Origin of the sequence: Brachybacterium massiliense, from assembly GCF_900184245.1 — a bacterium.
GTDB classification, from domain to species: domain Bacteria; phylum Actinomycetota; class Actinomycetes; order Actinomycetales; family Dermabacteraceae; genus Brachybacterium; species Brachybacterium massiliense.
In genome coordinates this window covers 224,411-248,054 of the sequence record NZ_FXXB01000006.1, presented here as the reverse complement: position 1 = coordinate 248,054, position 23,644 = coordinate 224,411, and the positions used below count along the sequence as shown (strand labels likewise).

General features: G+C 68.1%; 35 protein-coding genes. 1 reads left to right on the top strand and 34 read right to left on the bottom strand.

Annotation, left to right across the window (positions count from 1 at the left end; genetic code table 11):
- Nucleotides 1-2: 2 nt before the first annotated feature.
- The 20 genes from BN4251_RS05605 to rplN all read right to left on the bottom strand — a co-directional run bounded on the left by BN4251_RS05605 (nucleotide 3) and on the right by rplN (nucleotide 12,952).
- A complete protein-coding gene (locus tag BN4251_RS05605) occupies nucleotides 3-2,045 on the bottom strand; it encodes an S-layer homology domain-containing protein (protein WP_087484141.1) in 2,043 nt (680 codons plus the stop codon).
- 272 nt (nucleotides 2,046-2,317) lie between these two features.
- On the bottom strand, nucleotides 2,318-2,809 hold the full coding sequence (gene rplQ / locus BN4251_RS05600; RefSeq protein WP_087484140.1) for a 50S ribosomal protein L17: 492 nt from the start codon (nucleotides 2,807-2,809) through the stop codon (nucleotides 2,318-2,320).
- Between the two features lie 27 nt (nucleotides 2,810-2,836).
- Nucleotides 2,837-3,832 carry a DNA-directed RNA polymerase subunit alpha gene (locus tag BN4251_RS05595; protein WP_087484139.1) on the bottom strand — a complete coding sequence of 332 codons (996 nt, stop codon included), beginning with the start codon at nucleotides 3,830-3,832 and terminating at the stop codon, nucleotides 2,837-2,839.
- A gap of 155 nt (nucleotides 3,833-3,987) precedes the next feature.
- A complete protein-coding gene (rpsK, locus tag BN4251_RS05590) occupies nucleotides 3,988-4,389 on the bottom strand; it encodes a 30S ribosomal protein S11 (protein ID WP_087484138.1) in 402 nt (133 codons plus the stop codon).
- A 104-nt stretch (nucleotides 4,390-4,493) separates the two neighbouring features.
- Nucleotides 4,494-4,868, bottom strand: coding sequence for a 30S ribosomal protein S13 (gene rpsM / locus BN4251_RS05585; RefSeq protein WP_087484137.1), 375 nt, complete (start codon nucleotides 4,866-4,868; stop codon nucleotides 4,494-4,496).
- Nucleotides 4,869-5,078: 210 nt separating this feature from the next.
- Nucleotides 5,079-5,192: a 50S ribosomal protein L36 gene (gene rpmJ, locus BN4251_RS05580; protein WP_010532506.1), complete on the bottom strand. Its 114-nt coding sequence runs from the start codon at nucleotides 5,190-5,192 to the stop codon at nucleotides 5,079-5,081.
- Nucleotides 5,193-5,214: 22 nt separating this feature from the next.
- Nucleotides 5,215-5,436: a translation initiation factor IF-1 gene (gene infA, locus BN4251_RS05575; protein WP_053917122.1), complete on the bottom strand. Its 222-nt coding sequence runs from the start codon at nucleotides 5,434-5,436 to the stop codon at nucleotides 5,215-5,217.
- A 314-nt stretch (nucleotides 5,437-5,750) separates the two neighbouring features.
- Nucleotides 5,751-6,593, bottom strand: a complete 843-nt coding sequence (gene map, locus BN4251_RS05570; RefSeq protein ID WP_087484136.1) for a type I methionyl aminopeptidase — start codon at nucleotides 6,591-6,593, stop codon at nucleotides 5,751-5,753.
- Nucleotides 6,590-7,189, bottom strand: coding sequence for an adenylate kinase (locus BN4251_RS05565; RefSeq protein WP_087484135.1), 600 nt, complete (start codon nucleotides 7,187-7,189; stop codon nucleotides 6,590-6,592). The genes map and BN4251_RS05565 overlap by 4 nt, the downstream gene beginning before the upstream one ends.
- Nucleotides 7,186-8,490, bottom strand: coding sequence for a preprotein translocase subunit SecY (gene secY, locus BN4251_RS05560; protein WP_087484134.1), 1,305 nt, complete (start codon nucleotides 8,488-8,490; stop codon nucleotides 7,186-7,188). Before secY ends, BN4251_RS05565 begins: the two co-directional genes overlap by 4 nt.
- Before the next feature lie 167 nt (nucleotides 8,491-8,657).
- The gene (rplO, locus tag BN4251_RS05555; RefSeq protein ID WP_087484133.1) at nucleotides 8,658-9,113 is read right to left on the bottom strand and encodes a 50S ribosomal protein L15; all 456 of its coding nucleotides are present in this window, start codon (nucleotides 9,111-9,113) and stop codon (nucleotides 8,658-8,660) included.
- Between the two features lie 2 nt (nucleotides 9,114-9,115).
- Nucleotides 9,116-9,298 carry a 50S ribosomal protein L30 gene (gene rpmD, locus BN4251_RS05550; protein WP_151904822.1) on the bottom strand — a complete coding sequence of 61 codons (183 nt, stop codon included), beginning with the start codon at nucleotides 9,296-9,298 and terminating at the stop codon, nucleotides 9,116-9,118.
- On the bottom strand, nucleotides 9,295-9,978 hold the full coding sequence (gene rpsE / locus BN4251_RS05545; protein ID WP_087484132.1) for a 30S ribosomal protein S5: 684 nt from the start codon (nucleotides 9,976-9,978) through the stop codon (nucleotides 9,295-9,297). The genes rpmD and rpsE overlap by 4 nt, the downstream gene beginning before the upstream one ends.
- 37 nt (nucleotides 9,979-10,015) lie before the next feature.
- Nucleotides 10,016-10,402, bottom strand: coding sequence for a 50S ribosomal protein L18 (gene rplR, locus BN4251_RS05540; protein ID WP_087484334.1), 387 nt, complete (start codon nucleotides 10,400-10,402; stop codon nucleotides 10,016-10,018).
- Between the two features lie 2 nt (nucleotides 10,403-10,404).
- Nucleotides 10,405-10,947 carry a 50S ribosomal protein L6 gene (gene rplF / locus BN4251_RS05535; protein WP_087484131.1) on the bottom strand — a complete coding sequence of 181 codons (543 nt, stop codon included), beginning with the start codon at nucleotides 10,945-10,947 and terminating at the stop codon, nucleotides 10,405-10,407.
- A 19-nt stretch (nucleotides 10,948-10,966) separates the two neighbouring features.
- On the bottom strand, nucleotides 10,967-11,365 hold the full coding sequence (gene rpsH, locus BN4251_RS05530; protein ID WP_087484130.1) for a 30S ribosomal protein S8: 399 nt from the start codon (nucleotides 11,363-11,365) through the stop codon (nucleotides 10,967-10,969).
- 72 nt (nucleotides 11,366-11,437) lie between these two features.
- Nucleotides 11,438-11,623, bottom strand: coding sequence for a type Z 30S ribosomal protein S14 (locus BN4251_RS05525; RefSeq protein WP_010550318.1), 186 nt, complete (start codon nucleotides 11,621-11,623; stop codon nucleotides 11,438-11,440).
- Between the two features lies 1 nt (nucleotide 11,624).
- Nucleotides 11,625-12,194 (bottom strand): 50S ribosomal protein L5, encoded by a 570-nt coding sequence (gene rplE, locus BN4251_RS05520; RefSeq protein ID WP_087484129.1) that lies wholly within the window; start codon nucleotides 12,192-12,194, stop codon nucleotides 11,625-11,627.
- Nucleotide 12,195: 1 nt separating this feature from the next.
- Entirely contained in the window at nucleotides 12,196-12,582 is a 387-nt protein-coding gene (rplX, locus tag BN4251_RS05515; RefSeq protein WP_087484128.1) for a 50S ribosomal protein L24, read from the bottom strand.
- A gap of 1 nt (nucleotide 12,583) precedes the next feature.
- Entirely contained in the window at nucleotides 12,584-12,952 is a 369-nt protein-coding gene (gene rplN / locus BN4251_RS05510; protein WP_087484127.1) for a 50S ribosomal protein L14, read from the bottom strand.
- A gap of 406 nt (nucleotides 12,953-13,358) precedes the next feature.
- Between rplN and BN4251_RS05505 the strand changes: the two genes are divergently transcribed.
- Nucleotides 13,359-13,769 carry a hypothetical protein gene (locus tag BN4251_RS05505; protein ID WP_087484126.1) on the top strand — a complete coding sequence of 137 codons (411 nt, stop codon included), beginning with the start codon at nucleotides 13,359-13,361 and terminating at the stop codon, nucleotides 13,767-13,769.
- Between the two features lie 131 nt (nucleotides 13,770-13,900).
- Here BN4251_RS05505 and rpsQ read toward each other — a convergent pair whose 3' ends face one another.
- The 14 genes from rpsQ to ngcE form a co-directional block, all read right to left on the bottom strand.
- Nucleotides 13,901-14,227: a 30S ribosomal protein S17 gene (rpsQ, locus tag BN4251_RS05500; protein ID WP_087484125.1), complete on the bottom strand. Its 327-nt coding sequence runs from the start codon at nucleotides 14,225-14,227 to the stop codon at nucleotides 13,901-13,903.
- Nucleotides 14,228-14,247: 20 nt separating this feature from the next.
- Nucleotides 14,248-14,481 (bottom strand): 50S ribosomal protein L29, encoded by a 234-nt coding sequence (rpmC, locus tag BN4251_RS05495; RefSeq protein WP_087484124.1) that lies wholly within the window; start codon nucleotides 14,479-14,481, stop codon nucleotides 14,248-14,250.
- Complete coding sequence (rplP, locus tag BN4251_RS05490) at nucleotides 14,481-14,900, bottom strand: 50S ribosomal protein L16 (RefSeq protein WP_087484123.1); 420 nt, start codon at nucleotides 14,898-14,900, stop codon at nucleotides 14,481-14,483. The genes rpmC and rplP overlap by 1 nt, the downstream gene beginning before the upstream one ends.
- A gap of 5 nt (nucleotides 14,901-14,905) precedes the next feature.
- Nucleotides 14,906-15,739 carry a 30S ribosomal protein S3 gene (gene rpsC / locus BN4251_RS05485; RefSeq protein WP_087484122.1) on the bottom strand — a complete coding sequence of 278 codons (834 nt, stop codon included), beginning with the start codon at nucleotides 15,737-15,739 and terminating at the stop codon, nucleotides 14,906-14,908.
- A gap of 12 nt (nucleotides 15,740-15,751) precedes the next feature.
- Nucleotides 15,752-16,105 (bottom strand): 50S ribosomal protein L22, encoded by a 354-nt coding sequence (gene rplV, locus BN4251_RS05480; RefSeq protein ID WP_087484121.1) that lies wholly within the window; start codon nucleotides 16,103-16,105, stop codon nucleotides 15,752-15,754.
- A gap of 52 nt (nucleotides 16,106-16,157) precedes the next feature.
- Entirely contained in the window at nucleotides 16,158-16,439 is a 282-nt protein-coding gene (gene rpsS / locus BN4251_RS05475) for a 30S ribosomal protein S19 (protein WP_087484120.1), read from the bottom strand.
- A gap of 18 nt (nucleotides 16,440-16,457) precedes the next feature.
- Nucleotides 16,458-17,294, bottom strand: a complete 837-nt coding sequence (gene rplB, locus BN4251_RS05470) for a 50S ribosomal protein L2 (protein ID WP_087484119.1) — start codon at nucleotides 17,292-17,294, stop codon at nucleotides 16,458-16,460.
- A gap of 46 nt (nucleotides 17,295-17,340) precedes the next feature.
- Nucleotides 17,341-17,643 carry a 50S ribosomal protein L23 gene (gene rplW / locus BN4251_RS05465; protein ID WP_087484118.1) on the bottom strand — a complete coding sequence of 101 codons (303 nt, stop codon included), beginning with the start codon at nucleotides 17,641-17,643 and terminating at the stop codon, nucleotides 17,341-17,343.
- Nucleotides 17,640-18,578 carry a 50S ribosomal protein L4, sunset domain variant gene (gene rplD, locus BN4251_RS05460; protein WP_087484117.1) on the bottom strand — a complete coding sequence of 313 codons (939 nt, stop codon included), beginning with the start codon at nucleotides 18,576-18,578 and terminating at the stop codon, nucleotides 17,640-17,642. Before rplD ends, rplW begins: the two co-directional genes overlap by 4 nt.
- Nucleotides 18,579-18,583: 5 nt before the next feature.
- Nucleotides 18,584-19,264 carry a 50S ribosomal protein L3 gene (gene rplC / locus BN4251_RS05455; protein ID WP_087484333.1) on the bottom strand — a complete coding sequence of 227 codons (681 nt, stop codon included), beginning with the start codon at nucleotides 19,262-19,264 and terminating at the stop codon, nucleotides 18,584-18,586.
- Between the two features lie 11 nt (nucleotides 19,265-19,275).
- Nucleotides 19,276-19,584, bottom strand: a complete 309-nt coding sequence (gene rpsJ, locus BN4251_RS05450) for a 30S ribosomal protein S10 (protein WP_087484116.1) — start codon at nucleotides 19,582-19,584, stop codon at nucleotides 19,276-19,278.
- 431 nt (nucleotides 19,585-20,015) lie between these two features.
- Nucleotides 20,016-20,948, bottom strand: a complete 933-nt coding sequence (locus BN4251_RS05445; protein WP_087484115.1) for a carbohydrate ABC transporter permease — start codon at nucleotides 20,946-20,948, stop codon at nucleotides 20,016-20,018.
- Nucleotides 20,945-21,976, bottom strand: a complete 1,032-nt coding sequence (locus BN4251_RS05440; RefSeq protein WP_342744511.1) for a carbohydrate ABC transporter permease — start codon at nucleotides 21,974-21,976, stop codon at nucleotides 20,945-20,947. The genes BN4251_RS05445 and BN4251_RS05440 overlap by 4 nt, the downstream gene beginning before the upstream one ends.
- Nucleotides 21,973-23,433 (bottom strand): N-acetylglucosamine/diacetylchitobiose ABC transporter substrate-binding protein, encoded by a 1,461-nt coding sequence (gene ngcE / locus BN4251_RS05435; RefSeq protein WP_245810207.1) that lies wholly within the window; start codon nucleotides 23,431-23,433, stop codon nucleotides 21,973-21,975. Before ngcE ends, BN4251_RS05440 begins: the two co-directional genes overlap by 4 nt.
- Between the last annotated feature and the right edge of the window lie 211 nt (nucleotides 23,434-23,644).

The following is a 23,644-nucleotide window of genomic DNA, read 5'->3' as shown; positions in this document are numbered from 1 at the left end:
AGTCAGAGCCCCCGCTGCTTCATCCAGCGGATCATGAATGCGGCCATGGCGTCGCGATTGATCGGGTCAACGGGACGGAACGTCCCGTCGGGCCAACCGTTCGTGATGCCCTGGGAGACCAGCCAGGTGATCTCCTTGCCGAACTGATGCCTCGACGGGACGTCGGAGAACTTGTTCGAGGTGCTCGTCGCGGTCGCCTCGGAAGCACGGTACAGGAAGGCGGCGACCGCTCCACGCTCGACGGAGGCCGTGGGACGGAAAGTGCCGTCCGGCCAGCCCTCGACGATCTTCTCGCTGTGCGCCCAGGTGATCTCCTTGTAGAACTGCCTGCTGCGCGGCATGTCCTTGAATGGGGAGGCCGGCGGCGGGGTGAAGGCGGGCTCGCCGAGGGCGCGGTAGACGAAGGCCACCATCGCGTCGCGCTGTATCGGGGCGAGCGGGCGGTAGCTGCCGTCCGACCAGCCCTCGGTGATGCCCCGGCTGGCGAGCTGCTCGATCTCACTGCGGAACTTGAGGTTCGTCGGGACGTCGATGAACCGGCGGTTGTGGAACTGGACGCTGCTGCCGGTCTTCACCACGTTCCCGTTCTGGAACTTCTGGACGGTCTGGCCGAAGCGGGTGGAGGCGGAGTTCGTGGGCCGTCCCCAGGAGGCCCGCCACTGGGTGGCAAAGGGCGTGGCGTAACCGGTGGCCCGGCCGCTGCCCTCCTGCAGCACCAGTCCCTTGGTCAGCACGGTGGCGGTGTACTTCCCCGTGCGGTAGGCGCTCTTGATCACCGTACCGAGCTTCGAGGCGCCTCCTGCCTTGGTGAAGGCGTTCAGGTGCTCCTTCCAGCCGCCGTCGATGAAGGCCTGGGCCTCTCCCCGGATCGTGTCGAACTGACGATAGAGGCTCAGCCCCGGGCACTCCGTGTAGTTCACATCGCGATGACCCATCATCTTGGCGAGCGAGATCGTCTTGCCCGCCGTGAAGCGGGTTCCGGTACCGGGGGTCCAGGAAGACTTCCCCCAGACGCTCGTCTGGAAGGTCGAGAGCAGCTTCCATCCCACCAGCTGCGCGACCGCGACGCGAGCGGCGCGAGGAACGGCGGTTGAGGAGTAGTCGCCCATCACCGAGATCCCGAAGGAGCCCGAGTTGAAGCCGTAGGCGTGGGCGCCGGTGATGTTGCGATGCAAGCCGCCGCTGCGGCCCTCGAAGATCTGGCCGTACTTGGAGACCAGGACGTTGTAGCCGATGTCGGCCCAGCCCAAGGTGGCGGTGTGGTAGGTCAGGATGCCGCGCACGATCTGGGCGGACTGGCTAGAAGTGTAGTTGTTCGTGCCGGCCGTGTGGTGGATGACCACGGCCTTCAGCTGGTTCGCCGCGCTCGTCCCGCGAACCCGTGACTCATCGGCCCCCCAGGAGGCGCGAGAGACGTAGGAGGGCATCCCGGGCCCGAGCGCGGGCGTGGCCGGGTTCGTCGCCGCGGGAGCGGAGGCCGTGCGCAACTGCGTGCTCTGGGGAGCAGCGCCGGAGGGGCCCCCAGACTGGGCGAGGGCGTCATCGTCGTTCGTGGCCGAGGTCGTCACGACGTGGGCGGTGAGCGCTTCAGTGGCATCAGCACCGTCGAGCTCGGCGCGGACCTGCACGGCAGAGACCACACCGAGCCAGGACGCCTCGGTGCCTGCGGCCTCCTCCCCCGTCTCCGGGTCCTCCGCCGTCTCGAGTTCGAGCCACTCGGTCCACTCGCCGTCATGGTCGAGGCCGCGCGCGTGCACCACCGGTGCGTCGATGTCCGCCGGCCAGGTCGCCGCGATCATGGTGGCGGGCTGCTCGGCGAGGTCCCGGACCTCGGCGCCGTCTGCTTCGACGAGCGGGACGCCCTTCAACGGGACGTCGACGATGCGCGTCTCACCACCGGTGACGGTGGGATCCGCGATGGCCGGAGCGGCGCTGAGCACTGCGGCGCCGGCGGGCACGGCGGCTGCGGCCGCGAGCAGGCCGCGGCGGGACAGGGACGAGGGGCGGGGGGCGTCGGTGGCGGGGGGAAGAGACCGCTTGGACATGGCACAGCTCCGAGAACGTGGTGATGCTCGGGACTGCCCGGAGCACGTCGCTCCAGGGGACGGAGCGGCCCGGGCGCACGAGCAATGGGCATCCACGCGCAACGCTAGTGCACGACGGGCGAAGGGCAACCCCGATGCCGGTCACGATCCGACAAAGGCTGGAGATGCTCGTCTCTCCCCGTCGACGCCCTGGACCGCGCCGCCCGGGCATGACGAAGGGCGGGACGCCGGGGTCTCCCCCGTCGGCCCGCCCTCGTCGGTGCGGTCCTGGCTCAAGCCTTGGACTCGTCCTCGGTCGTCTCCGCGAGATCCGCCTCGACGGTCTCCTCGGCGGCGGTGTCCTCGGCCTTGGTCGCGTTCTTCGCGGCGCCCTCGGCCTCCTTCACCACGGCCTGCTTCGCCGAGTACTCCTCGGTGACCAGCTCGATGACGGCCATGGGGGCGTTGTCGCCCTTGCGCGGGGCCACCTTGGTGATGCGGGTGTAGCCGCCGGGACGCTCGGAGAAGGTCGGCGCGATCTCCTCGAACAGGGTGTAGACGACACCCTTGTCGCGGATGGTCTCCATCACGCGGCGACGGGACGCGAGATCGCCCTTCTTCGCCTGGGTGATCAGACGCTCCGCGTGGGGGCGCAGGCGCTTGGCCTTGGTCTCGGTGGTGGTGATCGCCTTGTGGCGGAACAGCTCGGTGGCGAGATTCGCGAGGATCATCCGCTCATGAGCGGGGGATCCGCCGAGGCGAGCGCCCTTGGTGGGTGCAGGCATGGAAGTTCTCCTTGAGGAATATGAAGGTCAGTACTGGTCGCCGAAGCCGTCGGAGTAGGAGTCCAGGGCCGAGGGGTCGAACCCGGCCGGGGAATCCTTCAGCGACAGACCGAGGTCGGCGAGCTTCGCCTTGACCTCGTCGATGGACTTCTGGCCGAAGTTGCGGATGTCGAGCAGATCGGCCTCGGAACGGGCGGTCAGCTCGCCGACGGTGTGGACACCCTCGCGCATCAGGCAGTTGTACGACCGGACCGTGAGGTTGAGGTCGTTGATCGGCAGCGCCAGATCGGCGGCCAGGGCCTGATCCGTGGGCGAGGGGCCGATCTCGATGCCCTCCGCCTCCTGGTTCAGCTCGTGGGCCAGTCCGAACAGCTCGACCAGGGTCTTGCCTGCCGAGGCCACCGCGTCGCGCGGGGAGATGGCGGGCTTGGTCTCGACGTCGACGATGAGCTTGTCGAAGTCGGTGCGCTGCTCGACACGGGTCGCCTCGACCTTGTAGGTCACCTTCAGCACGGGCGAGTAGATCGAGTCGACCGGCACTCGGCCGATCTCGCCGTCGACGCCCTTGTTCTGCGCGGCGGAGACGTAGCCGCGACCGCGCTCGACGATCAGCTCGATCTCCAGGCGGCCCTTCTCGTTGAGGGTCGCGATGTGGAGGTCGGGGTTGTGGATCTCCACGCCGGCGGGCGGCGTGATGTCGGCGGCGGTGACGCGGCCGGCTTCCTCACGACGCAGGTACATCACGACGGGCTCGTCGTTCTCCGAGGAGACGACGAGGTTCTTGATGTTGAGGATGACCTCGGTGATGTCCTCCTTGACGCCGGGGACGGTGCTGAACTCGTGCAGCACGCCGTCGATGCGGATCGAGGTGACCGCGGCGCCGGGGATGGAGGACAGCAGGGTACGACGCAGGGAGTTGCCGAGGGTGTAGCCGAAGCCCGGCTCGAGCGGCTCGATGACGAACCGGGAGCGGTTGTCCGACACGACCTCTTCGGTCAGCGTGGGGCGCTGTGCAATGAGCACTGGTGGATCCTTTCAGCGAACGTCCGCCATATGACGCTCAGAAGGGGGCGGTGGGCCTAGAAGGTTTGTGGTGTCCAGGGTCCCGGGAGGGCGGCGCGGCCGCCCGTCCCGGTGCGGTCGGGGCAGAGACGACGCCCCTCCCCCGACCGGTGAGGTCAGACGCGGCGGCGCTTGGCCGGGCGGGTGCCGTTGTGCGGCTGCGGGGTGACGTCCTGGATCGAGCCGACCTCGAGGCCGGTCGCGGTGAGCGAGCGGATCGCGGTCTCGCGGCCGGAGCCCGGGCCCTTCACGAAGACGTCGACCTTCTTCATGCCGTGCTCCTGGGCGCGGCGGGCAGCGGCCTCGGCGGCCATCTGCGCGGCGTACGGGGTCGACTTGCGCGAGCCCTTGAAGCCGACCTGGCCGGCGGAGGCCCAGGAGATGATGGCACCGGTCGGGTCCGTGATGGACACGATGGTGTTGTTGAACGTGCTCTTGATGTGTGCCTGGCCGTTGACGACGTTCTTCTTGTCCTTGCGTCGCGGCTTGCGCGCGGCCTGCTGGGTCTTGGTTGCCATGCGGCAGAACTCCTCTGGTGAGTATGGGGTGCGCCGGATCCCTCAGCGGCGCGGGGTGACTACGGGTCCGAAGACGTCCGCGGTCCGACGGCGGATGCCGTGGATCAGCGGGCCTTCTTCTTGCCGGCGACCGTGCGCTTGGGGCCCTTGCGGGTGCGGGCGTTGGTCTTGGTGCGCTGTCCGTGCACCGGGAGGCCGCGGCGGTGGCGCAGGCCCTGGTAGCTGCCGATCTCGACCTTGCGGCGGATATCGGCGGCCACCTCACGGCGCAGGTCACCCTCGACCATGTAGTTCGCCTCGATGTGATCGCGGAGCTTGACGAGATCCTCGTCGCTGACCTCGCGAACACGGGTGTCACCGGAGACACCCGTCGCGGCCAGGGTCTCCTGGGCGCGGGTGCGACCCACGCCGAAGATGTACGTCAGGGCGACTTCGAGGCGCTTCTCGCGCGGAAGGTCGACTCCCACCAGACGTGCCATGTGCATTCTCCTACTGTCTCGGAGGCCTGATCCGACTCCCCGCCCGGGTCTCTTCCCTGGCGCCGCAGCCTCCGCACTGCGGGTGTCCGGCGCATGCCGGCGGAGTCGTCTCTTCTCTTGTGTGGTGCCCGCGATGCGGGCTGCCCCGTGGGGCGTGCCGCCCTCAGGCGGCGGTCACGGCAGATGCCGGGACGGACGGATGTGCTCCGTTCAGCCCTGGCGCTGCTTGTGACGGGGGTTCGAGCAGATCACCATGACGCGCGAGTGGCGACGGATCACCTTGCAGTTGTCACAGATCGGCTTGACGCTCGGCTTGACCTTCATTGCTTTCCTTCTCCCGGGACGATCACTTGTAGCGGTACACGATGCGGCCACGGTCGAGGTCGTAGGGGCTCAGCTCGACGACCACACGGTCCTCGGGAAGGATGCGGATGTAGTGCTGGCGCATCTTCCCGGAGATGTGCGCGAGCACCATGTGCCCGTTGTCGAGCTCGACCCGGAAACGCGCGTTCGCGAGCGCCTCCGTGACTCGGCCCTCGACCTCGATCACGCCGTCCTTCTTCGCCATGCCTCCCCAATCTCTCGCCACCGGCATGCCGGGTCCGAGTTCCGCGTTCCTGAATGTTCAGGCTGTGCTCACCGACCGTCGGGTGACGGTACGGTGGTCGAAGAGGGCGCACCTGCACGAGTCGTCGGCCTCGCGGAACGAGACGGCGGAGCCGCCCGCTCGATCGGCACGACGGGACTGCCCGACCTGCGATGAGGACGACGCGCACGGAGCACACCCGATGGACCAGCCTACACGCGAGGCCCGGATCAGGCGAGAGCTGGCGCGATGACCCCGGTCACGTCACATCGCGGGGCCGGTCCGCTGCGCGGCGCTCAGCCGGCGGCGAGCGGATCCGGAGCGGCGGTGATGCCGCGGGCCGCGAGCTCGGCGGCGCCGCCGTCGCCCTCGGTGAGCACCAGCAGCCCCTGCTCGGTCACGGCGACCGAGTGCTCCACGTGAGCGGCCCGGCCGCCGCCGGTGGCGCGCACGGTCCAGTCGTCGTCCTCGAGCACCCAGGAGCCGGGGCCCTGGATGAGCATCGGCTCGATCGCCAGGCACATGCCGGGACGGATCTTCGGGCCGCGGGAGCGCGTGCGGTAGTTCATGACGTCGGGCGCCTGGTGCATCGCGCTGCCGATGCCGTGCCCGCCGAAGCCTTCGAGGTGCGAGAGGGTCTCCCCCGCGGCGTCGGTGACGTGGTCCTCGATGGCCGCGCCGATCTGGCCCACCCGCTCCGCGGTGGCCAGGGCCGCGATGCCGGCCCACAGCGCCTCGCCCGTGATGCGCACCAGGTCCTCGTCGGCGCTCGAGCGCGGCGCGCCCACGATGTGGGTGCGGGCGGCATCGGAGTGCCAGCCCTCGATGATCAGTCCCCCGTCGATCGAGACGATGTCGCCCTCCTGCAGGGGGCGGTCATCGGGGATGCCGTGGACGATCACCTCGTTGACGCTGATGCACAGCGTCGCCGGGTAGCCCTGGTAGCCCAGGAAGTTCGGGGTGGCGCCCTCGTCACGGATCATGTCGTGGGCGAGGGTGTCCAGCTGGTCGGTGGTGATGCCGGGCCGGATGTGCTCGGCGAGCATGTCGTGCACTCGGTGCAGCAGCTTGCCGCTGCGCCGCATCACCGCGATCTGCTCGGGGGTCTTGAGCTCCACCCGCTCCGGCAGCAGGCTCATCGGTCGGTGAGGGCCTTGCGCAGCGACACGGTGACGTCGTCGATCGAGGCCATGCCGTCGACCCGGCGCACCAGGTCGCGCTTCTCGTAGACGTCGATCAGCGGCGCGGTCTGCTCGGCGTACACCTCGAGGCGGCGACGGATCGTCTCCTCGGTGTCGTCGCTGCGTCCCTGCGCCTTGCCGCGCTCGACCAGCCGGCCCACGACCTCCTCGGTCTCGACCACGAGCAGCAGCACCGCGTCCAGCGAGGTGCCGAGCTCCTCGAGCATGCCGTCGAGCGCCTCGACCTGGTCGATGGTGCGGGGGTAGCCGTCCAGCAGGAAGCCGTCCTTCGCATCGTCCTCGGCCAGGCGCGAGCGGACCATGTCGTTGGTGACGGAGTCGGGGACGTACTCGCCCTTGTCCATGTAGGACTTCGCGAGCACGCCCAGCTCGGTCTCGCCCGAGACGTTGGCGCGGAAGATGTCACCGGTGGAGATCGCCGGGATCGACAGCTCCGCGGCCAGGCGCTCCGCCTGCGTGCCCTTCCCGGCTCCGGGCGGGCCCACGATCAGCAGGCGGCGGGCGGATGCGGCGGGGGCGGACGACTCGGTCACTTGAGAATCCCTTCGTAGTGGTGCTGCTGGAGCTTCGCGTCGATCTGCTTCACGGTGTCGAGGCCGACGCCGATGATGATCAGCAGGGACACGCCGCCCAGCGGGAAGTCCTGGGACGTCCCGAGGTAGGCGAGGGCGAACAGCGGGATCAGGCAGATCACCGCGAGATAGACGGCGCCGGCGGACTGGATCCGGTTGATCACGTAGCGCAGGTAGCGCTCCGTGGGGCGGCCCGCGCGCACGTTGGGGACGAAGCCCCCGTATTTCTTCATGTTGTCGGCGATCTCCTCCGCGTTGAAGGTGATCGAGGTGTAGAAGAAGGCGAAGAACACGATCAGCGCGACGTAGACCACCGCGTAGATCCAGGAGAACGAGAAGCCCAGCACGAGGTGCGAGTTGACCCACTGGACCCAGCCCGCCTCGGGGTCCCCGAAGGAGGCGGCCATCTGGGGCAGGGCCAGGATCGAGGAGGCGAAGATGACCGGGATGACGCCGGACTGGTTGACCTTCACCGGGATGTAGGTCGAGGTGCCGCCGTACATCCTGCGGCCCACCATGCGCTTGGCGTACTGCACCGGGATGCGGCGCTGGGACTGCTCGACGAACACCATGCCCACCATCACGACCAGCGCGACGAGGATGACCAGGGAGAAGGTGAGCCAGCCCTGCAGCTGCCAGACCTGGGCGAAGGAGCCGGGGAAGGACGCCGCGATGGACGTGAAGATCATCAGCGACATGCCGTTGCCGATGCCGCGCTCGGTGATCATCTCGCCCATGAACATGATCAGCACGGTGCCCACGGTCATGGTCAGCACCATCGTGAGGAGGGTCGGGATCGACTGGTCCGGCACCAGCGGGAGGTTGCAGCCGACGAAGAAGTTGCCCGAGCGCACCAGGGTGATGATGGTGGTGGACTGGAGCACGCCGAGGCCGATGGTGAGGTATCGGGTGTACTGCGTGAGCTTCGCCGTGCCGGAGGCGCCCTCCTTGTGGAGGGCCTCGAACCGCGGGATCACCACGCGCAGCAGCTGCACGATGATCGAGGCGGTGATGTAGGGCATCACTCCGAGAGCGAAGATGGACAGCTGCAGCAGGGCCCCGCCGGAGAACATGTTGATCATGCCCATCACGTTGGAGCCGCCGCCCGAGGCCGCCTGATCCGCGCAGATCATCACGTTGGTGGCATCGAATCCCGGGGTGGGGATGAAGACACCGAGGCGATAGACCGCGATCAGGCCGAGCGTGAAGAAGATCTTCGCCCTCAGCTCCGGGGTGCGCAGCGCGCGCACGAACGAGTTCACCTGTTTCCCTCCTGGAGGTCCGGGGACTGGACCAAGGGTGTCACGGTCCGTCCCGGTGCCGCGGCACATGCGCGGCCGTCGGACCGGCCCGGCTAGGACGTCCGGATATGGCGACGGGGCACCGCGGTGCAGACTATTCTGCGCCGCGATGCCCCGTCAAAAGAGACTCACGCGGTGGTGACGGAACCGCCAGCCGCCGCGATCTTCTGCTCCGCCGAGGCGGAGAACTTCTGCGCGGTGACGTCGAGCTTGACGCTCAAGTCACCGGAGCCCAGCACCTTGACGGGCTGGTTCTTGCGCACAGCGCCCTTGGCCACGAGATCCTCGACCGTGACGGTGCCGCCCTCGGGGAACAGCTCCTGCAGGGTCGCGAGGTTCACGGGCTGGTACTCGACGCGGAACGGGTTGGTGAAGCCGCGAAGCTTCGGCAGCCGCATGTGCAGCGGCATCTGCCCGCCCTCGAAGCCGAACGGCACCGTGTTGCGGGCCTTGGTGCCCTTGGTGCCGCGACCAGCGGTCTTGCCCTTCGAAGCCTCACCACGGCCGACGCGCGTGCGTGCGGTCTTGGACCCGGGCGCGGGGCGCAGGTCGTGAAGCTTCAGAGGGTTCTGGGAGTCAGTCATGTTCAGTCCACCTCTTCGAACGTCACCAGGTGGGTGACGGTGCGGATCATGCCGCGGATCTCGGGGCGGTCTTCCTTCACCACGGTGTCACCGATGCGCTTGAGGCCGAGGCCGCGCAGGGTGGCTCGCTGGCTCTGGGTGCCGCCGATCTCGGAACGGGTCTGGGTCACCTTGATCTGCATCAGGCACCCACCTTCTGAGCGCGAGCGGCTGCACGACCCTCGGCCTGAGCCCGCAGGAGCGGGGCCGGGGCGACGTGCTCGACCGAGAGGCCACGACGTGCTGCCACGGCCTCCGGCTCCTCGAGCTGCTTGAGGGCGTCGACGGTGGCCCGCACGATGTTGATCGCGTTGGTCGAGCCGAGCGACTTGGAGAGCACGTCGTGCACTCCGGCGCACTCGAGCACGGCGCGGACCGGACCGCCGGCGATCACACCGGTGCCGGGGGCCGCGGGGCGCAGCAGGACGACGCCCGCCGCATCCTCGCCCTGGACCGGGTGCACGACGGTGCCCTGGATGCGGGGGACGCGGAAGAAGTTCTTCTTCGCCTCCTCGACACCCTTGGAGATCGCCGCAGGGACCTCCTTGGCCTTGCCGTAGCCGACGCCGACGGTGCCGTCGCCGTCACCCACCACCACGAGGGCGGTGAAGGAGAAACGACGGCCGCCCTTGACGACCTTCGAGACTCGGTTGATGCTCACGACGCGCTCGAGGAACGCCGACTTCTCGGCGTCCTGACCGCGACCGCGACCACCCTGGCGGCCGCCGCGGTCGCCGCCCTGACGGCCACCGCGCTCGTTGCTGTTGGGGTTGTCGTCCCGCCGGCCGGAGGCCGCGGGACCGTTGCTTCGCTGCTGTGCAGCCATATTCAGATCCTCTTCTCGTCCTGTGTCCGGGCGGCGATCACAGCGCCAGGCCAGCCTCGCGGGCGCCGTCTGCGACGGCGGCCACACGGCCGTGGTACTTGTTGCCGCCGCGGTCGAACACGACGGAGTCGATCCCGGCAGCCTTGGCGCGCTCGCCGACGAGGGTGCCGACGGTGCGGGCCTTGTCGGCCTTGGAGGCCTCGGTCTGACGCAGGTCCGCCTCCATGGTCGATGCCGACGCGAGGGTCTTGCCCAGGGCGTCGTCGACGACCTGCACGAAGACGTGGCGCGCCGAGCGGGTGACCACCAGGCGGGGGCGCTGGGCGGTGCCGACGACACGGCGACGGACGCGCAGATGACGACGGCCGCGCATGCGCAGCTTGCTGCCGCGGTTGCCCTTGGTGTGCTTGAGTGCGTAACCCATGATCACTTACCAGCCTTTCCGGCCTTGCGGACCACGACCTCGTCGGCGTAGCGCACGCCCTTGCCCTTGTAGGGCTCGGGCTTGCGGAGCTTGCGGATGTTCGCGGCGACCTCGCCCACCTGCTGCTTGGAGATGCCGTTGACCGAGAGCTTGGTCGGCGACTCCACGGTGAAGGAGATGCCCTGGGGCGCCTTCACCACGACGGGGTGGGAGAAGCCGAGCGCGAACTCGAGGTCCGTGCCCTTCGCGGTGACGCGATAGCCCGTCCCCACGATCTCCAGCTTCTTGGTGAAGCCCTCGGTGACACCGAGGACGATGTTGTTGATGAGGGTGCGGGTCAGGCCGTGGAGGGCCTTGGTCTCGCGCTCCTCGTCGGGACGGCGGACGACGATGGTGCCGTCCTCGCCGCGCTCGACGGTCAGGGGCGCGGGCACCTCGTGGGTGAGCTCACCCTTGGGGCCGGTCACCGTGACGGTGCGACCCTCGATGGCGACGTTCTGCACTGCTGCCGGTACTGCGACCGGTCGGAGTCCGATGCGGGACATAGCTGTTCTCCTCTCCCGCTCACCAGATGTAGGCGAGGACTTCCCCACCCACACCCTTCTTGGCAGCCTGCTTGTCGGTCAGGAGGCCGGAGGACGTGGACAGGATCGCCACGCCCAGGCCGCCGAGGACCTTGGGCAGGTTGGTGGACTTCGCGTACACACGCAGGCCGGGCTTCGAGATACGGCGGATCCCGGAGATGGCGCGCTCACGGCTGTCCGAGTACTTCAGCTCGAGCACGAGCTTGGAGCCCACCTCGGCCTCCTCCTCGGTCCAGCCGAGGATGTAGCCCTCTGCCTTCAGGATGTCCGCGATGCGGGCCTTCAACTTCGAGTACGGCATGGACGCGGTCTCGTGGTACGCCCCGGAGGCGTTACGGATCCGCGTGAGCATGTCCGCGATCGGGTCGGTCATGGTCATGTCTGTTGCTTCTTCCTCACCTGGTTTCCCTCGGCCGCGATGACTGCGACGAGGGACCTCTGGCGGTAGTCCTTACCAGCTGCTCTTGGTGACGCCGGGGAGCTCTCCGCGGTGAGCCATCTCGCGAAGGCAGACGCGGCAGAGACCGAACTTGCGGTACACCGAATGAGGGCGACCGCAGCGCTGGCACCGGGTGTAGGCGCGGACCGCGAACTTGGGCTTGCGCTCCGACTTCTTGATCAGGGCTGTCTTTGCCATATCAGTTCTCCTTGAAGGGGAAGCCGAGCAGCTTGAGCAGCGCGCGTCCCTCGTCGTCGGTCTTCGCGGTGGTCACGACCGTGATGTCCATACCGCGGACGCGGTCGATCTTGTCCTGGTCGATCTCGTGGAACATGACCTGCTCCGTGAGACCGAAGGTGTAGTTGCCGTTGCCGTCGAAGTGCTTCGGCGAGAGACCGCGGAAGTCACGGATACGGGGCAGGGCGGTGGACAGCAGGCGGTCCAGGAACTCCCACATGCGGGCGTTGCGCAGGGTGACGTGCGCACCGATCGGCATGCCCTCACGCAGCTTGAACTGCGCGATGGACTTGCGGGCCTTGGTGACCTGCGGCTTCTGGCCGGTGATGTCCGCGAGGTCGCGGATCGCGCCGTCGATGACCTTCGAGTCGCGTGCGGCGTCGCCGACGCCCATGTTCACGACGATCTTGGTCAGGCCGGGCACGAGCATCACGTTCTCGTAGCCGAACTGCTCGGTCAGCTGAGCCTTGATGGTCTCGTTGTACTTGTTCTTCAGGCGCGGGGTGGGCGCCTGGGTGGCGGTCTCGCTCATCTCAGATGTCCTTCCCGGAGCGCTTCGCGAAGCGGACGCGCACCTGCTTGGTACGGCCGTTCTCGAGCTCGAGGGTCTCGACGCGGTAGCCGACCTTGGTCGGCTTGTTGTCCTCCGGGTCGACCAGGGCCACGTTCGAGACGTGGATGGGGGCCTCGCGCTGCTCGATGCCGCCCGCGCCGCCTGCCTGGTTGGGCTTGACGTGGTGGGTGCGGCGGTTGATGCCCTCGACCAGCACGCGCTGGGTATCGGGGAACACCTGTAGGACGCGGCCCTGCTTGCCCTTGTCGCCGGGCTCGAGGCCGCGCTTGGCGGCCTTGTCGCCGTCGCTGGTGCGACCGGTGATCACCTGGACGAGGTCGCCCTTCTTGATCTTCATCTTTGCCATGTCACACCACCTCCGGTGCCAGCGAGACGATCTTCATGAAGCGCTTGTCCCGCAGCTCGCGCCCGACCGGGCCGAAGATGCGGGTGCCGCGCGGCTCGCCGTCGGTCTTGAGGATGACCGCGGCGTTCTCGTCGAATCGGATGTAGGAGCCGTCGACGCGACGGACCTCCTTGGACGTACGGACGATGACCGCCTTGACGATGTCGCCCTTCTTGACGTTGCCACCGGGGATGGCGTCCTTGACGGTCGCCACGATGGTGTCCCCGATGCTGGCGTAACGGCGACCGGAGCCACCGAGAACGCGGATGCAGAGAATCTCCTTGGCACCCGTGTTGTCGGCGACCTTCAGTCGCGACTCCTGCTGAATCACTCGTTCTCCTATCGTCTCACCGGTTCTCTTCCCGCTCGCGCGAGCGAGCAGGCCGAGCCTGGCGGAACGGAATGTGGACCATGCCCGGCAGCGCACCGATCGGCGGACCGACAGGGGCGTCACCGCCGACGAGCCCCGGGCACCAAAGAATCCTCGGCCGGACTCAGGCACTGGCGTGGTGAACGCAGGACGTTCGCCTCTTGTGCGAGGTCTCCGACGAGGAGGGATCGGGTGGCACCGGATCCAGTCGCGGACTCCTGGGACCCGACTCCAGACAGGAGCGGGCGCACAGTCCTCCGGCAACCGTTCAAGACTACGCTCCCCCGCCCTCGGATGTCACCCCTTCAGCGGCGCACCGGGCATGTGTGCTTGCTCTCCCCTGCCCGGGGGCGAGTAGGTTCAGCTCATGATCGACATCGATATCGCACGACGCCTGCGGGACCGAGGACTGGCCTGGGAGCCGGCCGACGGGGATCGCTTCGCGATCGACAACGAGCAGCTGCGCGCGGAGACGTTCATGCTCTCCTCCATGGTGGTCGAGCAGGCCCGAGGCCGCAACGGGCTCCCGGTGCTGCGCTTCAACGGCACCACCGAGTGGGCGCTGGACTCCGTGGAGCAGGACGAGGTGGTGTGGCTGCCCCGCGAGGACCAGCTGCGCGCTGCGCTCGGGGACAGCTTCCGGGCCCTGCACCGTCAGCAGGACGGCAGCTTCACGGTGACGGTGCGGAGCGAGGATGGTGCAGAGCGCTCGGTGCCCGCGCCGCGGGCCGAGGATGCCCTGGCCGGTGCGCTCCTGATCCACCTCACCGGCAGCTGATACACGTCACCGGCAGCTGAGCCGCGTGGCGGCCCGGGCTGCTGTGTCCCGGGCACAGCGGAAGGGCCGGCCCTCCCTGGGGGAGGACCGGCCCTTCTCAGAGGAGCGGTGCGGTCACGAGGACCGCCCGATCACTTGGCGCGCTCGAGGATCTCGACCAGTCGCCACCGCTTGGTCGCGGAGGTGGGACGGGTCTCCATGACCAGGACACGGTCGCCGATGCCGGCGCTGTTCTCCTCGTCATGAGCCTTGAAGCGGCTGTTCTTCGTGGTGACCTTGCCGTAGCGGGCGTGCTTGACGCGCTCCTCGACCTCGACGACGACGGTCTTGTCCATCTTGTCGGAGACCACGTAGCCACGCAGGGTCTTGCGGTACGGGCGCTCGCTCGAGGACGCCTGGGCGCCCTCCTTGTCGAGCTCCTCGATGGCCGGGGACTCGGCCTTGGTGTTGTCAGTCATCTCTGTTCCTCGCTTCGCGGTCACTCGGCGGCGCCGGGCGCCTGACGGATGCCCAGCTCGCGCTCGCGCAGGATCGTGTAGATCCGTGCGATGTCCTTCTTGACGGACCGCAGACGGCCGGAGTTCTCGAGCTGACCGGTCGCGGACTGGAAACGGAGCTTGAACAGCTCGTCCTTGGCCTTCGCCAGCTCCTCGGCCAGCTTCGCGTCGTCCAGCTTGTCGAGTTCATCGGCGGTGAGCTTGGTCGCTGCCATCAGATGTCACCACTCTCTCGGCTCAGGATGCGGCTCTTCATGGGGAGCTTGTGCTGCGCCAGGCGGAGTGCCTCGCGAGCCACCTCCTCCTCGACGCCGGCGATCTCGAACATGACTCGTCCCGGCTTGATGTTGGCGATCCACCACTCGACCGAACCCTTACCGGAGCCCATGCGGACCTCGGCAGGCTTCTTGGTGAGCGGACGATCGGGGTAGATGTTGATGAACACCTTGCCGCCACGCTTCATGTAGCGGGTCATGGCGATACGTGCAGCCTCGATCTGGCGGTTGGTGACGTAGGCCGGCTCGAGAGCCTGGATGCCGTACTCACCGAAAGCCAGGTCGGTGCCGCCCTTGGCCATGCCCGTGCGGTGCGGGCGGTACTGCTTGCGGTGCTTGGTCCTGCGAGGGATCAGCATGTCGCTCAGGCCTCCGTTCCGGGCTGCTGTGCGGGCGCTGCAGCCTGCTCGCCGGCTGCGGGAGCGGCCTGGGCCTGCTCCCCACCACGGCGCGCAGCTGCGTTGCGCTCGTTGCGACGGCCGCGGGGACGCTCGGCACGCGGGCCACGGCCGCCGGAGCGGGGACCCTGCGAGGCGGCCTGCTGAGCCGCGAGCTCCTTGGCGGTGACGTCGCCCTTGTAGATCCAGACCTTCACGCCGATGCGGCCGAAGGCGGTGCGGGCCTCGTAGAAGCCGTAGTCGATGTTCGCGCGGAGGGTGTGCAGCGGCACGCGCCCCTCGCGGTAGAACTCGTTACGGCTCATCTCGGCGCCGCCGAGGCGGCCGGAGACGGCCACTCGGATGCCCTTCGCGCCGGCGCGCTGCGCGGACTGCATGCCCTTGCGCATCGCACGACGGAAGGAGACACGGGCGGCGAGCTGCTCGGCGATGCCCTGTGCGACCAGCTGAGCATCGGCCTCGGGGTTCTTGACCTCGAGGATGTTCAGCTGGATCTGCTTGCCGGTGAGCTTCTCCAGCTCACCGCGCAGACGCTCGGCCTCCGCGCCACGACGCCCGATGACGATGCCCGGGCGGGCGGTGTGGAGGTCCACGCGGACGCGGTCACGGGTGCGCTCGATCTCGACCTTGGAGATGCCGGCCCGCTCCATGCCGTTCGACATGAGGTTGCGGATCGCGACGTCTTCCTTCACATAGTCGCGGTAGCGCTGACCCTCCTTGGAGGAGTCGGCGAACCAACGGCTGGTGTGCTCCGTGGTGATCCCGAGGCGGAACCCGTTGGGGTTGATCTTCTGACCCATACGTACGGCTCCTTACTTGTTCACGGGAGCGACCACCACGGTGACGTGGCTGGTGCGCTTCTTGATCTGGAAGGCTCGACCCTGTGCACGCGGCTGGAACCGCTTCATGGTCGGACCCTCGTCGACGAATGCGGCAGAGACGGCGAGTTCGCGCTCATCGAAGCGCTCCCCTGCCTGATCTGCCTTCACCCGCGCGTTGGCGATCGCGGACTCGACGAGCTTGAGGACGGGCTCGCTGGCGGCCTGCGGGGCGAACCGCAGGATGTCCAGGGCCTCGGCCGTGCTCTTGCCACGAATCAGGTCCACAACGCGGCGAGCCTTCATGGGCGACATGCGGAGGTACCGCACCTGCGCCTTGGCTTCCATTGCTGTCCTGCTTTCTTCTGGATGTCGGGACGTGCTGCCGCACTGACCGAGGTCAGCGACGACGGCCCTTTCTGTCGTCCTTCTCGTGGCCCTTGAAAGTCCGCGTGGGAGCGAACTCGCCGAGCTTGTGACCGACCATCGACTCGGTGACGAACACCGAGACGTGCTTGCGGCCGTCGTGCACTGCGAAGGTGTGGCCGAGGAAGTCCGGGGTGATGACCGAACGACGCGACCAGGTCTTGATGAGGTTCTTGGTGCCCTTCTCGTTCTGGGCGTCCACCTTCTTCTGAAGGTGGTCGTCCACGAAGGGGCCCTTGGCGATACTGCGAGGCATGTTTCCTGGTTCTCCCTATCAGCGCTTCTTGCCGGTCCGGCGACGGCGCACGATGAGCTTGTCGCTCGCCTTGCCCGGTCGGCGGGTACGGCCCTCGGGCTGACCCCAGGGCGACACCGGGTGACGGCCACCGGAGGTGCGGCCCTCGCCACCACCGTGCGGGTGGTCGTGCGGGTTCATGACGACACCGCGGACGTGGGGGCGCTTGCCCTTCCAGCGCATGCGGCCGGCCTTGCCCCAGTTGATGTTGGACTGCTCGGCGTTGCCGACCTCGCCGATGGTGGCGCGGCAGCGGGCATCCACGTTGCGGATCTCGCCGGAGGGCATGCGCAGCTGCGCGTAGGGCCCTTCCTTCGCGACCAGCTGGACGGACGCGCCAGCGCTGCGGGCGATCTTCGCTCCGCCACCGGGGCGCAGCTCGATCGCGTGCACAACGGTGCCCAGGGGGATGTTGCGCAGCGGCAGGTTGTTGCCGGGCTTGATGTCCGCGCCCGGACCGTTCTCGATCCAGTCGCCCTGACGCAGCTTGGCCGGCGCGAGGATGTAGCGCTTCTCGCCGTCCAGGTAGTGCAGCAGCGCGATGCGCGCGGTGCGGTTGGGGTCGTACTCGATGTGAGCGACCTTCGCGTTGATGCCGTCCTTGTCGTGACGGCGGAAGTCGATCACGCGGTAGGCCCGCTTGTGGCCACCGCCCCGGTGACGGGAGGTGATACGACCGTTGCTGTTGCGGCCGCCGCTCTTGGACAGCGGGCGGACCAGCGACTTCTCCGGCGTGGACCGGGTGACCTCGACGAAGTCGGCGCCACTCGAGCCGCGACGACCGGGGGTGGTCGGCTTGCTCTTACGAATTGCCATGTGGGTTTCCCTCAGACTCTCTTCGGCTCCTCGGATATCGGCCGCCTCAGGCGACCGACCCTCCGAAGATGTCGATGGCTCCGTCAGTCAGGGTGACCACGGCGCGCTTGGTGTCCTTGCGCTTGCCGGTCCCGAAGCGCGTGCGGCGCGACTTGCCCTGACGGTTGATCGTGTTCACCGAGGAGACGTTCACGTCGAAGATCTTCTCGACGGCGATCTTGATCTCGGTCTTGTTGGCGTCGGCAGCCACCAGGAAGGTGTACTTGCCCTCGTCCATCAGCCCGTAGCTCTTCTCGGAGACCACCGGGGCCAGCAGGACGTCGCGGGGATCCTTGTTCAGCGAGGTCACTTGGACTCCTCCTCAGCCGGGGTGGACTCCTTGACCGCGTTCACGAAGCCGGCGGCCTTGGCGGCCTCCTCGCTCGCGAACCAGACCTCGGCCTTGGTACGGCCGTACCACGGGGAGTCCGGGGTGTGGAACTTCATCGAGTCCTGGTTGCCCTTGATGGTGAAGCCCTCGGGTGCGGAGCCGTCGGCCTGTGCGGCCGCCGAGCCCTCGCCGAAGGGGGCGTCCTGCGCGGCGGCAGGGGCGGCGGCGGCAGCAGCCGGCGCAGCCTTCGCCGCGGCGAAGTTCGAGGTGGGCAGGGCCAGGGTCGCCTGAGCCACGAAGTCCTCGAGCGCACCGGCGGTGAAGACCACGTCGTCGGAGAGCATGACGTCGTAGGTGTTCACCTGGTCCGCGTACAGGACGTGGGTGGTCGGCAGGTTGCGGGTGCTCAGCGCGCCCAGGTCGTCATCGCGACGCACGACCACCAGCAGGTGGCGACGGTCGGAGATCTTCGCCAGGGTCTGACGCGCGGCCTTGGTCGACGCGACATCGCCCGCCAGGAGCGAGGAGACGACGTGGACGCGGCCGTTGCGTGCCCGGTCCGAGAGGGCTCCGCGCAGAGCGGCGGCCTTCATCTTCTTCGGGGTGCGCTTGCTGTAGTCACGCGGGACGGGGCCGTGGACGACGCCGCCGCCGGTGAACTGCGGTGCGCGCAGGGAGCCCTGACGGGCACGACCGGTGCCCTTCTGCTTCCAGGGCTTCTTGCCGCCGCCGCGCACCTCGGCGCGGGTCTTGGCCTTGTGGGTGCCCTGGCGGCCTGCCGCCTGCTGGGCGACGACCACCTGGTGGATCAGGGGCACGTTGGTCTGCACGTCGAAGATCGACGCGGGCAGCTCGACGGAGCCGGACTTCTTACCGGCCGGATCGAGCACGTCGACAGTCAGGTTCGCTGCCATCGGGCTCAGGCCTCCTTCGCGGGGCTCTTGACAGCCGAGCGGACGAGCACGAGACCGCCCTTGGGGCCGGGGACGGCACCCTTGACGAGCACGAGGCCCTTCTCGACGTCGACCGCGTGAACGGTCAGGTTCTGGACACTGGTGCGGTCGCCGCCCATGCGGCCAGCCATGCGCTGACCCTTGAACACGCGACCGGGGGTGGAGGCGCCACCGATGGAGCCGGGCTTGCGGTGGTTGCGGTGCTGGCCGTGGGACGCGCCCACGCCGGCGAAGCCGTGGCGCTTCATGACGCCCGCGGTGCCCTTGCCCTTGGAGGTGCCGACGACGTCGACCTTCTGGCCGGACTCGAACACCGAGGCGTCGATCTCCTGGCCGACGGTGTAGTCAGCGGCGTTGACGGTGCGCAGCTCGACGAGGTGACGGCGTGGGGTCACGCCGGCCTTCTCGAAGTGGCCCTTGAGCGGAGCCGACACCTTGCGGGGGTCGATCTGCCCGTAGGCGATCTGGACCGCGTCGTAGCCGTCGGTCTCGACGGAGCGGATCTGGGTGACGACGTTCGCACCGGTCTGCACGACGGTCACGGGGACGAGCTTGCCGTCCTCGTCCCAGACCTGGGTCATGCCGAGCTTGGTGCCGAGCACGCCGGACACCGGAGCGGCCTTCTGGCCGGTCAGTTCGTTGCTCATCTCCACCACCCTCAGAGCTTGATCTCGATGTTGACGTCCGCGGGCAGGTCGAGGCGCATGAGCGAGTCCACAGCCTTGGGCGTGGGATCGACGATGTCGATCAGTCGCTTGTGCGTGCGCATCTCGAAGTGCTCACGGGAGTCCTTGTACTTGTGGGGAGAACGGATCACGCAGAACACGTTCTTCTCCGTCGGCAGCGGCACCGGGCCCACGACCGTCGCGCCAGCGCTGGTGACCGTGTCCACGATCTTGCGCGCGGAGGTGTCGATCACCTCGTGGTCGTACGACTTGAGCCGGATGCGGATCTTCTGTCCCGCCATGGCGTCCTGTCTCTCTTCTTCGTCTGGCATGGATGCGGCCGCCTCCCGGTACCCGAGGACGGGCGTGTCGGCCTCCGCAGGGCGTGTGAGCCCAGCATCGAACCGCCGTGAGCCGGCTGCTTCTGCGACTGATCCCTCGTCGATGCGCGATCGATGCCTAGGGGCAAGGTTCGCATCCTCGGGACGGGCCTCATCCGGTGATCATTCGCCGAGGATGACCCTCGGAGAACGGAACCGGGCATGTCGGCCCGCGCAGACAACTTGAACAGTCTGCCAGACGGCGCTGTGCTCCCACAAGGTCGCACCAGGTGCACCCGGTCACAGATCACGTCCGTGCGGCGCTGCTCCTGCCTCCACGATGAGGCAGGGCACCGCCCGGGCCCCGGGGGCGCGGTGCGATGCCCTCCCATTGTCGCAGAGACGGGACGAGCTCACTTGTCGGTGCTCGGCCCCACTCCGCCCTGCAGCTGGCGCTGGAAGATGACGTACACGATCAGCACAGGGATCACGGTGATGACCACCGAGGCGAACATGCCGCCCCAGTCCACCTTGTAGCCCTGCTGGGCCTGGAGGTTCACCAGGCCCTGAGCGAGCACGTAGTTGTCGCGCTCGGTGTTGAGGACCAGGGGGAGCAGGTACTGGTTCCACATCCCCAGGAAGTTGAAGATCGCCACCGAGACCAGGCCCGGCTTCGCCATCGGCAGCATCACCTGGAAGAAGGTGCGGAAGTCCCCGGCGCCGTCGATCGCGGCGGCCTCGCTGATCTCGTCGGGCAGGCCCGAGAAGAACGAGTGCAGGAAGAACACCGTGAACGGCAGGGCGAAGGCGACGTAGGAGAGGATCACGCCGACCAGGCCCATCCGCCCGTCCAGCAGCCCCATGTTCTTCAGCACGAAGAACAGCGGCACCACGGCCAGGAAGATCGGGAAGGTGAGGCCGGCGACCATGCCGTAGTAGATCGCCCGGTTGCCGGGGAACTGGAAGCGGGCGAGCACATAGGCGCACATCGCCCCCAGCAGCATCACGGCCACCAGGCCCGCGCCCACGACGATCAGGGTGTTGAGGAAGTACTCCCCGATCTTCGCCTCCTGCCAGGCGCGGGAGTAGTTCTCCCACTGCATGTGCTCGGGCAGGCCGAAGGGGTCCGTGAGGATCTCGCGGGAGGTCTTGAACGAGGTGTAGACCGTCCACAGCAGCGGCAGGATCACCAGCAGCGCCCACAGCGTCAACACCGCGTGGTGCAGGGCGGAGAACCCGGCGCCGTCGCTGCCGCGATCACGACGCCGCACAGGGATGCGGCGCTGCTCGCCGCTCCCCCGCTCACGCACCTCGGCGTGCGTGCTCGGGTGGGTCGGGGCGCTCATCGCTTCTCCTTCTTGCTGCGGCCCAGCCCGATGACCACCACGGCCACCAGCATGGTCACCACGGCCATCATCACACCCATCGCGCTGGCCTCGCCGAAGCGGCCGTCGCGGAACGCGGTCTGGTACAGGTGGAGCGAGACCACCTTGGTGCTGTTGTCGGTGCCGCCGTTGGGGGTCATCACCGACACGAACGTGAAGGCGTCCAGGGCGAAGATGCCCATGTACACCAGGGCGGTGGAGATGTTGTCCCGCACCATCGGCGCGACGATCTGCACCGAGGTGCGGAAGCGTCCGGAGCCGTCGATGCGTGCCGCCTCGAGCACCTCCTGCGGGATCGACTTGATCCCGGCGACGAACAGCACCATGTAGAAGCCCACGAACGTCCAGATGATCGCGAAGCCCACCGCTGCGAGCGCGAAGCGCTGATCACCGAGCCAGGCGGTGCCGACGTCCTGCATCGGCTCCGCGCCGACGATCCCGAGCACCGCGTTGACCGGGGTCAGCAGCAGGTTCAGGAAGCCGTTGAGCAGGCCTCCGCCGGGGTGGTAGATGAAGTTGAACAGGATGCCGGTGATCACGGCCGGGATCGCATACGGGAAGAAGCTCACCACGCGGTAGAAGCCGGCGCCCCGCACACCGCGCACACCGCCGTGGGTGCTGCCGCCGATGGTGACCATCACCGCGAGCGCGAAGGCCAGCACGATGGTGATCGTCGGCAGGGCGATCAGCAGCGCGAGGTTGTTGCGCAGCGACTTCCAGAAGACGGGGTCGTCGAAGATCCTCTGGTAGTTGGCCAGGCCGATGAACTCCATCGACGGGCTCAGCCCGCTCCAGTTGGTCAGGGAGTAGTAGAAGGACTGGGCGAACGGGGAGACGACGAACATCAGGTACACCGCGAGCGGGATCCCCAGGAACACGAGGAAGAACAGCATCCGCTGCGGGGTGGGCACGCGCCGACGGCGGCGGGCGACCCCACGGGTCGCCGCCGCCGTCTCGCGCTCTCCGACGTCGACGCCGGAAGCGGTCATGAACCAGCCTCGAACTTGGTGATCGAGTCGTCCTCCCGCACCCGGTCGATCATGGCCTGCTCGGCCTCGCGCAGACCCGCTGCGTCGATGTCGCCCTTGAGGAAGCTGGTCCAGTTGGTGATGGAGTCCGCCCCCAGGCCGTACCAGTCCGAGAAGTTGTAGGTGAAGGTGTTCTCGCCCGCGGCCTGGATCATAGTGTTGACCGAGGCGAGAGCGGTCGAGCCGAAGCCGTCCTCGGGCACGGTGTCCTTGATGACCGACGGGGCCTTGGTCAGCTCGGCGAAGTTCTCGGCCTGCTCCTTGGAGAGCATGATCCGCAGGAACTCCGCACCGCCGGTGGGGTTCTCACCACCGGAGGGCACGAAGTACTGCTCGGCGGCGGTGCCGTGGAAGGCCTCGTGCGGCATCGCGCTGTCGGGCAGGGACGGGACCGGTGCGCCGGTCATGTCGTATCCCTCGGGGGTGACGTCGGCCTGCTCGTTCTCGATCCAGGAGCCGGAGGGGTAGAACACCGAGGTGCCGGTGACCCAGTTGGTCTGCGCGTCGGTGTGCTTGATGCCCTCGCCGCCGGGCTCGAAGTAGCCGGCTTCGACGGCCTCGGCCATCGCGTCGTAGGCCTGGACGATGGCCTCCTGCTCGAAGGCTCCCTCCTCGAGGGCATCGATCTTGGTGAGCACCTCGGGCCCGCCCAGCTTGGCGGCCATGGACAGCGCCATCTCCTGGTAGTAGTTCGAGGCGTTCTGGCCGCCGTAGGAGAACAGGTAGCGGCCCTCGCCCTTGACCTCCTCGCCCAGGGCCATGAGGTCCTCCCAGGTCTCCGGGACGGTCCAGCCCTTCTCCTCGAACTCCGAGGCCGAATACCACAGGGCGAACACGGTGTAGACGTAGTTCATGCCCAGGAACTTGCCGTCGAACATGCCGGGCGAGGTGACGCCGGGCAGCAGGTTCTCCTCGACGGTGCCCTCGGCGTCGAGCATCGGGGCGGCGAGCAGGTCGCCGAGGTCAGCGAGCTGCGGGACCAGACCGTCGATCGCGAGCTTCTGGGCGCCGGAGTTGTCGAACAGGTCCGGCGGGGTGCCACCGGCGAACTGGGGCTGGAGGTCCTGCTGGATGTTCACGGTGCCGGAGACGTCCACCGTCGCATCCGGGTAGAGCTCCTGGTACTTGGTGCCCGCGTCCTCGGCGTACTGGGTGCCGTATCCGCCGTCGAAGATGACTGCGGTGACCGCAGCGGCGCCGTCGACGCCCAGCGGGTTCTCGTCCGTGACCTCGCCGTCGCCGGTCACCGAGCCGCCGCCCTCCGTGGTCTCTCCGCCTCCACCGCCCGCGCAGGCCGCGAGCACGGAGGCGCCCGCTCCGGCGCCGGCGAGAGCCAGGAAGCTGCGCCGGGAGGCGCCGAGGCGCTCGAGCGGGGTCATGTCGTCAGAAGCAGTGGTGCCCATGGGGACCTCTTTCATCCTTGAAAGGGTCGGGAGCACGCCCTGCGGCGTGCTTCGCCCGACGAGTGGTAGAGCACACAGTACGACGATTTACACCGTTTCTCCGACAGCTGTCGGCCCCGGACAGGTCACGTTTGCATATAGGAGGCAGTGCGGCGCGCTCAGGGCCGCGGCCCGATGGAGCCTGGTCGCTGTCCTCTGGCGTTGCGGGGGCGTCCCGCGCCCACCC